This window comes from Candidatus Manganitrophaceae bacterium (assembly GCA_016200325.1).
GTDB lineage: Bacteria > Nitrospirota > Nitrospiria > SBBL01 > Manganitrophaceae > Manganitrophus.
Map to the genome: position 1 here is coordinate 40,217 of JACQEZ010000013.1, position 13,083 is coordinate 53,299.

The 13,083-nt window shown below is 57.9% G+C and carries 14 protein-coding genes; 6 read left to right on the top strand and 8 right to left on the bottom strand.

Features of this window, described 5'->3' with window-relative positions; all coding sequences use genetic code 11:
- Position 1: 1 nt before the first annotated feature.
- Both oadA and HY282_11495 read left to right on the top strand, forming a co-directional pair.
- Positions 2–1,873: a sodium-extruding oxaloacetate decarboxylase subunit alpha gene (gene oadA / locus HY282_11490; protein ID MBI3804371.1), complete on the top strand. Its 1,872-nt coding sequence runs from the start codon at positions 2–4 to the stop codon at positions 1,871–1,873.
- Positions 1,874–1,899: 26 nt separating this feature from the next.
- Positions 1,900–2,571, top strand: a complete 672-nt coding sequence (locus tag HY282_11495) for a site-2 protease family protein (GenBank protein MBI3804372.1) — start codon at positions 1,900–1,902, stop codon at positions 2,569–2,571.
- Positions 2,572–2,752: 181 nt separating this feature from the next.
- Here HY282_11495 and HY282_11500 read toward each other — a convergent pair whose 3' ends face one another.
- From HY282_11500 to HY282_11520, 5 genes are all read right to left on the bottom strand, one after another.
- A complete protein-coding gene (locus HY282_11500; protein ID MBI3804373.1) occupies positions 2,753–3,811 on the bottom strand; it encodes a PRC-barrel domain-containing protein in 1,059 nt (352 codons plus the stop codon).
- Entirely contained in the window at positions 3,808–4,185 is a 378-nt protein-coding gene (locus HY282_11505) for a hypothetical protein (GenBank protein MBI3804374.1), read from the bottom strand. The genes HY282_11500 and HY282_11505 overlap by 4 nt, the downstream gene beginning before the upstream one ends.
- Positions 4,186–4,525: 340 nt before the next feature.
- Complete coding sequence (locus tag HY282_11510; GenBank protein MBI3804375.1) at positions 4,526–4,726, bottom strand: hypothetical protein; 201 nt, start codon at positions 4,724–4,726, stop codon at positions 4,526–4,528.
- Between the two features lie 504 nt (positions 4,727–5,230).
- On the bottom strand, positions 5,231–5,881 hold the full coding sequence (gene maf, locus HY282_11515) for a septum formation protein Maf (protein ID MBI3804376.1): 651 nt from the start codon (positions 5,879–5,881) through the stop codon (positions 5,231–5,233).
- On the bottom strand, positions 5,878–6,984 hold the full coding sequence (locus tag HY282_11520; GenBank protein ID MBI3804377.1) for a tRNA-dihydrouridine synthase: 1,107 nt from the start codon (positions 6,982–6,984) through the stop codon (positions 5,878–5,880). The genes maf and HY282_11520 overlap by 4 nt, the downstream gene beginning before the upstream one ends.
- Before the next feature lie 217 nt (positions 6,985–7,201).
- Between HY282_11520 and HY282_11525 the strand changes: the two genes are divergently transcribed.
- Both HY282_11525 and HY282_11530 read left to right on the top strand, forming a co-directional pair.
- Positions 7,202–8,335, top strand: a complete 1,134-nt coding sequence (locus HY282_11525) for a hypothetical protein (GenBank protein MBI3804378.1) — start codon at positions 7,202–7,204, stop codon at positions 8,333–8,335.
- 70 nt (positions 8,336–8,405) lie between these two features.
- On the top strand, positions 8,406–9,302 hold the full coding sequence (locus HY282_11530; GenBank protein MBI3804379.1) for a DMT family transporter: 897 nt from the start codon (positions 8,406–8,408) through the stop codon (positions 9,300–9,302).
- A gap of 17 nt (positions 9,303–9,319) precedes the next feature.
- Here the strand turns inward: HY282_11530 and HY282_11535 are convergent, their stop codons facing one another.
- Positions 9,320–10,204 (bottom strand): right-handed parallel beta-helix repeat-containing protein, encoded by an 885-nt coding sequence (locus HY282_11535; GenBank protein ID MBI3804380.1) that lies wholly within the window; start codon positions 10,202–10,204, stop codon positions 9,320–9,322.
- A 50-nt stretch (positions 10,205–10,254) separates the two neighbouring features.
- Between HY282_11535 and HY282_11540 the strand changes: the two genes are divergently transcribed.
- Entirely contained in the window at positions 10,255–10,908 is a 654-nt protein-coding gene (locus HY282_11540; GenBank protein MBI3804381.1) for a class I SAM-dependent methyltransferase, read from the top strand.
- Between the two features lie 118 nt (positions 10,909–11,026).
- Positions 11,027–11,533: an oligoribonuclease gene (gene orn, locus HY282_11545; protein ID MBI3804382.1), complete on the top strand. Its 507-nt coding sequence runs from the start codon at positions 11,027–11,029 to the stop codon at positions 11,531–11,533.
- Positions 11,534–11,578: 45 nt separating this feature from the next.
- Here the strand turns inward: orn and HY282_11550 are convergent, their stop codons facing one another.
- Together HY282_11550 and HY282_11555 are read right to left on the bottom strand one after the other, a co-directional pair.
- The gene (locus HY282_11550; protein MBI3804383.1) at positions 11,579–11,839 is read right to left on the bottom strand and encodes a hypothetical protein; all 261 of its coding nucleotides are present in this window, start codon (positions 11,837–11,839) and stop codon (positions 11,579–11,581) included.
- A gap of 104 nt (positions 11,840–11,943) precedes the next feature.
- Complete coding sequence (locus HY282_11555) at positions 11,944–13,005, bottom strand: PA0069 family radical SAM protein (GenBank protein ID MBI3804384.1); 1,062 nt, start codon at positions 13,003–13,005, stop codon at positions 11,944–11,946.
- Positions 13,006–13,083: the final 78 nt, after the last annotated feature.

Sequence of the window (13,083 nt, forward strand, 5' to 3'; positions counted from 1 at the left end):
CATGCCGCCGACTGCGAAACCTAAGCCGATTCGAATTATGGACACCACCTTGCGCGACGGACATCAGTCGCTGATCGCGACCCGACTGCGGACCGAAGACATGCTCCCGATTGCGCCGAAAATCGATCAGGTCGGATATGCCTCCGTGGAGATGTGGGGGGGGGCGACGTTTGATGCCGCCATCCGGTATCTTCGTGAAGATCCGTGGGAGCGGGTTCGCCAGCTGAAAAAGTTGATGCCGCGGACGCCGTTCCAGATGCTTCTTCGCGGCCAGAACCTGGTCGGATACCGGCATTATGCCGATGACGTCGTCGAGCGATTCGTCGAGCGGGCCATCGCCAACGGCATTAACATCCTTCGGATCTTCGACGCCTTAAATGACCTCAGAAACTTGAAGGCCGCGGTCAAGGCGACGCTCAAATATGGGGGGAAGGTCGAAGGGACGCTCTGTTATACCCTCAGCCCGGTCCATAACAACGATCTCTTCGTCGAGATGTCGAAACGGCTGGAAGACATGGGCTCCGATGCGATCTGCATCAAAGACATGGCGGGGCTCCTCTCCCCCTATGCCGCGTATGATCTGATCACCAAGATGAAGCGGGCGGTCAGCGTGCCGATCCACCTCCACAGCCACGACACCAGCGCGATGGCCCTCTCGACCTATCTCAAAGCGATGGAGGCGGGGGTCGATATCATCGATACCGCGATCTCGTCGATGGCCTCCGGGACCTCCCATCCGCCGGTCGAGACGATCGTCAATGTGCTCCGCGGGACGGAATACGATCCCGGTTTTGACCTCGTGATTCTGGCGGAGATCGCCGACTACTTCAAAGTGGTTCGAAAGAAATATAAAGAGTTCGAGTCCGATTACACCGGCGTCGATCCGCATGTCTTGATCTATCAAGTGCCGGGGGGGATGATCTCCAACATGGCGCTGCAGCTCTCCGAGCAGAAGGCGCTCCACCGGATGAACGAGGTGCTGCAGGAGGTCCCGAAGGTCCGTGAAGATTTCGGTTTTCCCCCGTTGGTCACGCCGACCAGCCAGATCGTCGGAACCCAGGCGACCCTGAATGTCTTGACCGGCGAGCGCTACAAGGTGATTACCACCGAGACCAAAAACTATCTCAAGGGGCTTTACGGAAAGCCGTCGGGGGTGGTCAACGAGCAGGTCCGGAAGCGGGCGATCGGGGAGGAAGAGGTGGTCACCGGCCGGCCGGCCGACCTGATTGAGCCGGAGCTCGACCGCGCCCGAACCGAAATGAAGGGGGTCTCGCAGGAGATTGAGGACCTGATTACCTATACCCTCTTTCCTAAAGTGGCACTTGACTTTTTTGCAAAGAAGACCGATCTTATGAGTAAGGCCGAGACCCCAAGTAAAGAGAAGCCCCTCGCCGCCGTGCCAGCCCCCTCCCCTTTACTGGCCCCCAGCGAGTACAACGTCAAGGTGCACGGAGAAACTTTCCATGTGAAGGTCGGAGGAATGGGACATCCTGCGGAAGGGGGGCGACCGTACTTCATCTACATCGACGGACAGCTGGAAGAGGTGATGGTCGAGTCGCTCTTGGAGGTCGTCCCGAGCGCCGAGGGGCGGATTGACGCGAAGGCGGGGGGACGCTCGACCCGTCCGAAGGCGGCGCATGAGGGGGATGTGACGACCCCGATGCCGGGGGCGGTCGTCGGGATTAAGGTGAAGGTCGGCGATCGGGTGAAGGCGGGCCAGACCGTTTTGATCGTAGAAGCGATGAAGATGCAGAGTGAAGTTCATACTCCGATCGCAGGGGAGGTCAAAGCAATCTATGTCTCCGAGGGAGACCGCGTCAACCCCGATGAGGTGTTGGTCGAAATTCGGGGAGAAGGAGAAATCACGGCGTGAACCATATCATTCAGCAGATTTCGATCATGGCGCTGCCGCTTCTCTTTGCCATTACCCTGCATGAGGCGGCGCATGCATGGGTGGCCGATAAGAAAGGGGATGCCACCGCCCGGATGCTGGGACGGATTACGCTCAATCCCTGGATCCACACCGACCTTTTCGGGACGATCATCATCCCGATGCTTCTTTTTGTGACGACCGGTTTTATCTTCGGCTATGCCAAGCCGGTGCCGGTCAATGCCCTCAATCTCCGCCGGCCGAAACAAGACATGGCCTGGGTGGCGGTCGCCGGCCCGGGGATGAACCTGCTTCTCGCCATTGTCAGCGGCATCCTCTATCGGGCGATCCTCCTCCTCTATCCTCAGCTACATACGTTGGCAGGTGGAAATTTCTCCGGCTCGGACGGGTTGATCTCTTCGATTTTGGTTCCGCTGCTTTTAATGCTCCGATTTTCGGTCGATATTAATATCTTGTTGATGGTCTTTAATCTGATTCCCATCCCTCCGCTCGACGGCGGACGGGTCTTGGTCGGCATCTTGCCGGATCGACAATCGCGACTGATCGGCCGGATGGAGCCTTATGGAATGTTCTTTTTGATGGTTCTGGTTTTCTTCGATCCGTTCGGAATGATGCGGCGCTTTGTTTGGCCGCTCGTCTCTATCTTTTCAGGATATATCTTCGGCGAGTGGGTCGTTTAAAAAAAAGAAGCGGGCCGAATGGCCCGCTTCGCTGCCTTCTTGATTCCCTGTCTCTCCTGCTTTTATAGATCTGCCGCTGAGATTAAAAAACCCGGGTCAGCAATAGCCAGATCAAAATGAGACTAAAGGGAACTCCTAAAAGCCACGCGACAAAGTATCTCATTGTCTCTCCTTTCGATGATCAAGCGCTTCTTTGGAGCCGGTCCTCTTTCTGTGTCGGAGGGGAAGGTCTTTTCGAGAAAACCTCCGCCGAGGCCGACTCCGTTTCCTTGCGCCGGAGCGCAAAGAAATTTTCTTTGACGACGGAATCGAGCAAGACATCCAACATATCCGATTCCTTCGCCTGCTGCACTGCACGATAGGTGATCATCTCGCCTTGTTGCAAGATCACATTGTCCAACGGATCGAGGATGGTTCGGGCGACCCTGCGGCCGACCGCCTCCTTGATCCGATAATGCAATCTCCGCTCGTGAAGCCAAGCAAAATAGGCCTCTGTCTTGAGCCGGATTCTTTCCAACTCCTCCGAGAGGGCCCCCTGGAAACGGGAGGCGTTTCTTCGGCCCCGCTCGAATCCCGATTGGCTCCGGATCCGGAGCTGTTCAATCTGCTCCTGGGCCGATTTTCCCCAGGAGTCCTTTTTCTCCCGAGCCGTGGTGCCCCACAAACCCGATCTCCCCCGGGCCCGCTCGAGAGACTCGGCGCCGGCCTCTTTTATATTTTGATAAGTGGCGGCCAGCCCCCCTTTTTGTGTGGAAACGGCTCCGAGTCCTTCTTCCGAGATGACGACGGCATGTCGGCCGATCTGCTTAATATGGCCGTAGTCGAGATATTTTTTGCCCTCAGCCGTGTCTTGAAAGAGACCCTGGGTGATATCGACGCCGAGCACCTCGCCGGTCTGCGCGTCGATCTCCAGATCATAAACCGTCCCTAAATCGTGTCCTTTCTCGGACATCACCTTTTTGCCGGTCAGATTAAAGCTTTCCTTTAAGAACTGGGGATCGAACGGCTCCGATGTTCCGATCGGCCGTCCTCTTTTTAGAACGATCGCATCCGGACCGATGTTTTCGACGTTTTCAAAGGGGATGATCTGCGGCTTTCGGAGAAGCCCCCCTTCCTTCAGAACCAGGCCGATCACCTTTCGTTGGCTCGGATCGAGGATCAGATTTTTGACTTCACCGATCTTCTCGCCCCGGTCCAAGGAGTAGATCGGCCTTCCAATCAGCGCTCTTCCAGAAATCATGAAAACCTCCTCTGCCGTGTGTAAGGAACGGCTCTAAAATAACCTCTCTCCCGCGTCAATGCCCGGATCAGAAGGGGAGAGAGCAGGATTAAGAGGAGGATCAGAAGGGTCACTCCGGTCGCAAAGGGGGTCAGGGAGAGAAGAAGTCCAGCGCCGGACCGATTAAACCATCCGTGGATTTGGCTTTTTGGAGGCGGTGTCGGTGCACTGTTCGATTCCGGATTGGACGGATCGCCATTGCGCTCTATGGAAGGGGTTGCGTTCGGCGCCGTCTGGGCGGCCACCTCTCCCCAGGCGACCGTTGTCCCAAGCCATACCAAAAGGAGCAAGGCCGGGATGAAAGCCCGCGGTTCATCTAAAAACCATCTCTTCATACGATCTCTCCAAACCTCTATTGGCCCCTTCAGCGTCTTTTAGCCGACCCCACGGAGGAGGACCCTCGGGAGTCTCTAAGCATCGGATCGACCATCGGACGTTCTGAGGTGCCGTTTTGCGACGCGTTCATTACCATCTATGACTATCGTAGCAAATCAGGGGAAAGGCAAACAAGGGGATCGGCTCAGGGCCCTCTCGATGTCATACAAAGAGGGGTGTCGGGCAAGAGACAGGGAGGGGTTCAATAGGATCTTGTTCGAACGATCTTGTTCGAAAAAGTTAAAGAAAAAGGTGAGGATGGAGGGTTTATCGCCTTCGGGCAGGTATCGCCGTCCGGCGTTAGTCGGCTTCGGGCTCGCTGCCCCCTTGGCGATGGACGACCTTGTCCTCATCGAACATCTCGCGGAGGTCTTCTTCGAGTTCCTCGCTGTCGTTTCGAATTAATCGAAGGGGGATGTGGGTTGCTTCTTTTTTCTCTTCGGGTTTCTTTACTTCAGGCTTCTTATCTGATTTCTCTTCTTTCTCTTTCTCATCGCTCATGACAACCTCCTCAAAGGCTTGTATTCAACTTATTATACATCGATTCGGACCCTCTTGGCATCAAGAATGTGAGGGAAAAAAGAAAGGTAAGCAAAGCCGGATGAAGGGGTGACGTTCAGGCGCTTAAAAAAGAAACCCGGAAGCAGATCTTGCGATCTTAATGCGGCTACAGCTTCCGCGCTTCCGGGTTCGGTGGCGCCGGGGACCTGCGTCCCTAGCATCGACCAACTGTTAGGCGTGACGCGTCTATCAGGACGCCGCCACCTCACATGCCGTAGGGTTCATACTGCCCACTGGACCACCTCCTTCCACCGGCGCGCCGCACATCGACAGGGCCCAGACCCCGTCCCCCCTCCGAAGGGCACGCCGATTGCCGCCCGGAGAGTCGCCCCCCCATGCGTAAAACCGCCGGGGACTTGGAAAGGTGTGTCGCCTTTCCTTAGTCGTTACTATAACACAGAAAAAATCGATTTGCACCCCCCCAAGGGGTTCTCCTGATCGGTCTTAAAAGGTCTTCCAGTTCATGAACGTTTTTTCCCGATAGAGTCGCTCCGGATCGAGGGGAACGGCGATCCGCCGACTCTGCAAAAAGGAGACGATCGGCCTGAGCGGCAGCCCAACGGCGGCAAGATAATCCCCCTCCAACCGTTCAATGAATCGACGTCCTTCACCTTGCAGAGAGTAGGCCCCCGCCTTGTCGAGCGGCTCGCCGGTGGCGACATACGCCTCGATCTCCGCCGTCTTCATCGGCTTAAGGGTGACATCGATCGTCTCGACTGCCATTTGCGCCGGAGGCTGAAGCGGGTCGATCAGGCAGACGGCGGTCCAGATCCGATGCGTCCGTCCACTCAAAAGCTGCAAGATCTGTTTCGCCTCTTCGGTGTCGCGCGGTTTTCCGATCTTTTTCCCCTCACAGTCGATGAGGGTGTCGCTTCCGATGAGAATGCTCTCCGGAAATTCGTCCAGCACCGATCGCGCTTTTCCTTCGGCGAACGCCGTCACCTCTTCCATGATCGACCGGTGGGCGCTTAGGATCTCCTCAAAGCGGGGGGAGACGGTTTGGAAGGGAAGCCCAAGGAGGGTGAGGATCTCTTTTCGGCGGGGCGACGTGGAGGCGAGAACGATCGCTCGCGTCCGGCCCGAATCGGAGGTCATCGACAGGAGACTTCGCTGACAAAGGGGGAGAGGAGCGCCTCGACTTCATCGGCGCTCCGAACCCGCACCAGCTTCTCGCGTAATTGGCTGGCGCCGGGGAAGCCCTTGCAGTACCAGCCGAGGTGTTTTCGCATCTCGGCGAACCGGGAGGGGAGACGGATTTCCTGAAAGAGACGGGCATGCTCCAGCGCAGCATGAAGTCGTTCCAAAGGGGAGGCCGGAGATTCCGCGATCGGCTGGAGAAGTTCCTCCGACAGCGCGGCGCGCAGGGCCGACTTGTATTTAAAGATCCAAGGATTGCCGAGGGCCGCTCGGCCGATGAGGACCCCGTCGACGCCGCTTTCCTGAATGCGCCGGGCCGCCTCGTTCAATGATCGAAGGTCGCCGTTTCCCAAGATCAACGTTCCGGAGCCGCGCGCGGTGGCGGCGGCCCGGCCGATGGCCCCCCAGTCGGCTGCGCCGCGATAGCCCTGGTTCAGGGTCCGGCCGTGGATTGAAATCGCCGCCGGTTTTTCTTCGAGGAGTTGCTCGACCCATTCCTCGATGACGATCCGGTCGACCCCAAGCCGGGTTTTGACCGAGATCGGGAGGGGCCGCCGCGCCGCCGGAGGGGATTGCCCCGCCGCTTTTCTGGTTAAGAGCCATGCTTCTATTTTAGGCTGCATTCCGAGAAGGGCGAGTGGCGCGCCGTCGACCCAATCTGCGATGCCGGCCCGCGCCGCTTGCAAAATGGCCTTGGCGCGGGCAGGGTCTTTAATCAGGCCGGCGCCGCAGCCGCGGGAGGAGACCGCTTTCGCCGGGCAGCCCATGTTGATGTCGACGCCGTCGAAGCCGAGCTCACAGACGAGCTGTGCGATGGCGTAAAACGACTCGGGTCTGGCGCCATAGATCTGTGCCACGATCGGCCGCTCGACGTCATCGAAGATCAACCCGCCGAGCTCGCTCTCCGCGCCATGGAGAATTCCCTCGACGCTGGTGAACTCTGTCACAATTAAATCGGGACGGCCGTGGGTGGCGACAATCCGGCGGAAGCAGGCGTCGGTGACGCCGTCCATGGGAGAGAGGGCGATGATCGGTTTGGGGGTGGTGTTCCAGAAGTTCAAGGAGAGGCTCCGATTTGGATCTTCTTTTATACCACAGTCGGGGGTTGGCTTCAAATGAAGAGTGGATCGAGCATCCGCCCCGGACCGTCCTACCGGGGCAGCCTCTTTCCTGCTGTTTCCTCTCGTTTTAGGGAAGGGTGCGAAGAAAGGGCATGACAAGGGAAAAGGGAGTGAGATAGAATAGCCTCTTCGAATTGGGTTTCAACAAGGGGGGAACATGCAAGGGGGGAGTATGGAGGGTTTTCTTTTTTTGGATGGGTTGACGGCGCTGCAGCGGCGGCTGATCGATATCTGTCGGGCGGAGGCGGCGAACGACCGGGTATTCATTAATGCGAAGGACATCCTCCGGGTCTTGGCGTTGCAAGATTGGAAGATGGATGAGAGCGACTTCGAATACGATTCCGATAACCTGAGCGCGAATGTCGAACCGATCGAATCTTATCCGCCCCGGAGTATCGGCTATGCTTATCGAATGATCCAGCAGATGGGGCTTCCATGGCGCTGCCGCTACCCCCAATTCGAGCTGCGCGGGATGTATGGCGATTCGCACGATGAGGTGCCGCAGGGACCGGAGTATATGGAGGTTCGGCTGTCGCGCTTTTCTCATATCGTCATGCCGGTCGGGAAGCCGCCGCTTCTTCCCCTCTCCCTGCTCAACGGGGCGATCCTCCCCGACGGGACGCAGATTCCGGCGCATCATCTGGAAGAGCTTTGGACGGCGTTTGAGCAGGTCCGGCAGGAGCCGACCCTCCCTCTCGAGACGTTGATGGAGTTTATTCCCGGCCCCGACTTTGCCTCCGCCGGCGTGGTCGGGGGTCCGGAGGCGATTCGGTCCCTCTATGCAAATGGAAGAGGCGATCTGGTCCTCCGAGCCGATGTCCAAACCGAAATGGAAGGGGCCCGGACGCGTCTCTCGATTCACTCCCTCCCTCCCGGTGTTTTGGTGAAGACGGTGATCGAACAGCTCCGCGCGTTGGTTGAAGAGGGAACGCTTCAGCTCTACTCTCTCAAAAACGGGTCGGAGCGAGACCGGATCCGGATCATTCTCGACGCACCCGGGCGCTCGTCTCCGGAGGCCCTCAAGGAGATCCTCTTTAACAAGACCGATCTCGAAAAGCGGATTCTCTTTCACTGCTCCGCCTCCGACGCGGCCGGCTGGAAGGGGGGAACCTCCTTGGTTGAGACGCTCAGGCAAGCGGCCGCCCGCTGTACCCTCTCTTGGCAGCGCAACGATGACGAACCGATCGAGCATGTTCCGCTGCTGAAGGAGATCCAGGAGTTCGGCGGCTATAAGAGCCCCTTGAGCGACCTGATCGATTCGCGACGAAGCCGGCTCTTACGCCTTTCGTGAGCAATCGGACCCTGTTTGTAGGGAGGGGGCTTTCAAGTTTAATCAAGCGACCGCAGAGGATGTCTCGATCGTGACGGCGCGGGGAAAGGCGGAGTGGCTCCTCTTTGCCACGACCTTTATTTGGGGGGGAACCTTCGTCATCATCAAGGCCGGTCTGGCCGACATCTCTCCACTCCTGATGATCGCGCTCCGATTTACCCTGGCCACCCTGGTGCTTCTCCCGTTTTGTCTTCGCGCCGCACTGAAGACCGACCGCAAGACATTCCTGTGGGGCTTCATTCTGGGGTTTCTCGTTTTTCTCGGCTTTCTCCTTCAGACGGCCGGTCTGGCCGAAACCACCGCATCGAACTCGGCTTTCATCACCACCCTGATGGTCGTCTTTACCCCCCTCTTTCAGTTTCTGATTCTAAAGCGGCGTCCAAGAGGGGCGAGCCTGATCGGCGTGCTGATCGTCTGCGTCGGTCTCTGGCTTCTGACGGCGCCGGCGGGAGGGGCCTTAAACCGGGGGGATCTCTTCACCTTTTTCTGCGCGCTCGATTTCGGCCTCTTTATCGTCTTGCTCGATTGGACGACCCGGCGCCATGATCCCCTGCTGCTGACCTTTTTCCAGATCCTCGGGCCGGCGCTGTATGGCTGGGCGACCCTTTTTCTTCTGGAAGTCCCCCGCTTTCGGCCGACTCCCGCCGTCTGGATCGCGCTCGGCTACACCGCCGTTTTGGCGACGGTCGTCACCGGCTATATTCAGACCCGGTATCAGCGCGACACGACGCCGACCCGGGCGGCGCTTCTTTTTTCGCTCGAGCCGCTCTGGGCGGCGCTCCTCGGATTTTTTTATCTTGGAGAGAGAATGGGGGGAAGGGGGATGGTGGGGGGCGCACTGATCTTGGCGGGGATTTTATTCTCCGAGCGCTCCGAGGCGATCCTTTTACGGGGCGAGCAGCTGATTCAGTGGATTCGGAAGCGTTAATGAAAGAGGGTGAGCGGTTAACGGCCGATTTCGGCGAGCGGCTCTTCGGTCACGACCAGCGGCCCGCGCGGGTTGGGGAGAAAGGTGTTGGCGGTCGGGAGCGCCTCCCGGTCGGGGGTGGTATCGCACTCCGGCGTTGTGACGAACCCCCAATGTTGATTGTCGCGGCAGACATTTTCCAGGACCATCGCCTCGGCATGATAAAACATCAGCATGCCGCTGAGCATGTTGTTCCGGCAGAGATTGCGGACCAGATCGGGCCGGCTCTCCGGGTCTCGGACGGCGATGCTGAAGTGGTGGTTGGCGTAACATTCATTTTTAGAGAGATACGGACGGGCCCCGGCGAAGATGAAGATCCCCGATTCGCGGTTGAAGCAGACCTCGTTCTCGATGAGCGTCGGACGGCATTGCGGACCGTAGATCACAATGCCGGAGAGGACCCCTTCCATGATCCGGCACCGGGTGAGGGTGCAGACCGAGTCGAGGATGTTGATCGCCGAATGGGGATCGCTGCCGATGTATCGAAAGGTCATGCCGCTGATCAGCCCCTCCGGAAGATGTTGCAGATAGAGCGGCCCGCCGCGGCGGCTGAAGATTTGGACCTGATCGAGCCCGGCGCCGATCAGCCGGACCGGTTTGTGCGTTAGGAAAATCTTATCCTCATAGAGGCCGGGCCGAACGAAAACCTGATCCTCCGCCCGCGCCTCTTTGAGCGCGGCGCTCGGCCTCGGAAAGGCGCCCGGATCGGATGAGTCGACGATGAGCGTCCTCCCCCCGGCCGGATTTTCCGGCGGCTCTCCGTCCGACGGCGGGGCGGCCGCCGGATCGGCCGAGAAGGGGAGGCGCCGGTCGTTTGCGGCCTTCGGGTCTCGTTCGTCTACCGGTTCCTCTTCTTCTTTCATTTTGATGGGACTCATGGTTTAAAAGGTTTTCATCGGATAGAGGCAAAATAATGCAATCTCCTCCCCTAAAGCAAGAGAGAAAAAAAAGAGAGGACAATCAAAAGTGGGATACGCTGGCGGCCTACACGGCGCAGGCCGATCTCTATCTTGCGGAATGGGACCGCAGAAAATACCGCATTCCCCCTCTCCTCGAGGTCTGGGCGCGGGCGCTTCCGGAGGGAGCGCGGCTTCTCGATCTCGGATGTGGGCCGGCCCAAGACAGCCGTTATCTTCGGAGCGTCGGATTCCGTCCGGTCGGTGTCGACGGCACCTGGCCGTTTCTCCTTCGCGCCCGCCGGCATTCGCGCCGGCTCTCCCTGGTGCAGGCCGATTTCGAGGCGCTGCCCTTTCGCATCGACACGTTCGACGGCCTCTGGGCGGCCGCTTCGCTGATCCATCTTCCGAAAAAAAGACTCCAGGGTGTGCTGTCCGCGGCGAGAGCGCTGACGCACCGCGGCGGAACGCTGGCGGCGACCTTTGCCCATGGAAGCGGGGAGGGTCCGCTGCGTCAAGGGTGGATTCCAGGAAGGTATTTTTCTTATTGGGAGAAAGAAGCGTTGGCGGAGGCGGTCCGAAAAGCCGGATGGAAGATCCTCTTTCTGAAGACGGTCCGCCATCAGGAGCGAAGAGGCCGCTGGCTGAACCTGATCGCCGAAAGAGGCTGAAGAACCCGGCGCTTTTTCTTGACAGTTCGGTGTGAATACGTTAAGTCTTAGGAAAACAAGAGGAGGTTCGGTGTCGCATTTTCAGAATGATTCGAATTTGGTTTGGCTGGACCTTGAAATGACCGGGCTCGACCCGGACCGCTGCACGATTATCGAGATCGCGACGATTATCACCGACAGCCAGTTGAACATCATGGCGGAAGGGCCGTCGATCGCGATCGGTGAAGGTCCGGAAGCGCTCAGCACGATGGAGAAGTGGAGTCGCGACACGCATACGAAATCGGGTCTGCTCAAGCGGGTGCAGTCCTCAACGATTTCGATGCGGCAGGCGGAGGAGTCGACGATCGAGTTCATCCGTCATTACTGTCCCGAGCGAACGTCCCCGTTGTGTGGAAATTCCATCGGGCATGATCGGCGCTTTCTCGAGCGCTATATGCCGACCTTGTTCAACTACCTCCATTACCGGAATATCGATGTCAGCACGGTAAAGGAATTGGTCCGGCGGTGGTATCCAAACGGACCCCCGCCGCCCATGAAGAAAGGTAATCATCTCGCCTTAGACGATATTCGCGAATCGATTAACGAGCTTATTTTTTATCGGAACTACTACTTTGTTAAGCAGTAGTGAAGAGGTGGGCTACATCATGATCAGGAGGGGTGCGCCTCTTTCTCAATCTTCAACCTCGACAGAAAGGATCCGCTCCTTTTCTTTGTAAAAACGCATCGCATCTTCCGCATGTAGGTCTTCAACCGACACCCGCACTTCTCGCCATTCTCCCTCTGCATGAGGTTGATCAATCGAATGACTGCAAGGCTGCGACGGATCGTTGACGACGGCCCCTTCTACAAATCCTTTCGGCTGTTCGATATCAATCCAAGCATCATCGCCGAGTGTTCCAGAGATATCCAATTCTAACCAGAGTTTTTTCAAAAGCCCCTCCCTTTCTACCAACGCCATCAAGCAGGATCTTTCGGAACGCTTGAGAGCCTACAAGATTTTCATTCATCTTTCAAGAAAAAAATAGAAAAAATCCCTCAAAAAAGAGTTTGCTGCAGCGGCTGAGAGGAACGAAACGCATCGGTCGAGAGCGCCGGCCCTCGGCCCGCTATCCCGTTTTTGCGACACGTCATCTCAAACAGATTGCGAATCTGCGCTGCAAAAATTCCCTCTCCCTCCATTCGGGAGTTGAACTGAGGGTCGTTCAGTTTTCCGCCGCGCACCGATTGAATCCGATGGAGTACCTTGTTCTTTCGGTCGGGAAAGTGTCTCTCGAGCCACGCCTCGAAAAGAGGGGCGACCGCGTAGGGAAGGCGAAGCGGAACCATTCCGGCAAAGCGGGCGCCCGCTTTTACCGCCGCGCCGATGATGTTTGGAATTTCGTGGTCGGTCAGACCGGGAATGACCGGCGCGACGAGCACCCCGCAGGGAATCCCCCCTGCGGCCAAGATCGAAAGCGCTTCAAGCTTCTTCTCGGGGGGCGAGGTTCTCGGCTCCAGGACGTGGCAGAGATCCGCGTCGAGCGTCGTGATCGATAAAAAGACCGCCGCCGCTCGATGTTGCGCGAGGGCGGACAACAGATCGAGGTCGCGAACGACCCGCCGGTTTTTCGTAATGAGGACCACCGGGTTTCTGAACTCGAGAAGGACCTCCAGACATCGACGGGTCAGCTGAAGCTTTCCTTCGATCGGCTGATACGGATCGGTCACCCCGCTCATCGCGAGCACTTGCGGCTTCCACTTCTTCTGTTCAAGCTCTTTCCGCAGCAGAAGCGGCGCGTCTTCCTTTACCATGATCTTCGTCTCGAAATCGAGACCGGCGGAGTAACCGAGGTACTCGTGCGTCGGCCGCGCGTAGCAGTAGGCGCATCCATGCTCGCATCCCCGATAAGGATTCAGGCTCGCATCGAAGCCAACATCGGGGCTGTTGTTGTATGCGATGATCGTCCGGGAGGTATCCCGGATGAACTCCGTTGCCGGTGCGCGCGCGCCGGCCTCCTCCTCACAGATCCGGTGAAGGGTCTCAAACCGGTTCGGAGGATTGTCGGCGCTCCCGCGGCCTCGAATCGTCCGATTGATGATCGGAAGGGTCTCGTCCATCGGTTTCCTGGCATAGGGTATAAATAAAGCCTACCCTTCTTGTCGGAAACTTGTCAATCATAATTGCAGTGTTGGCAA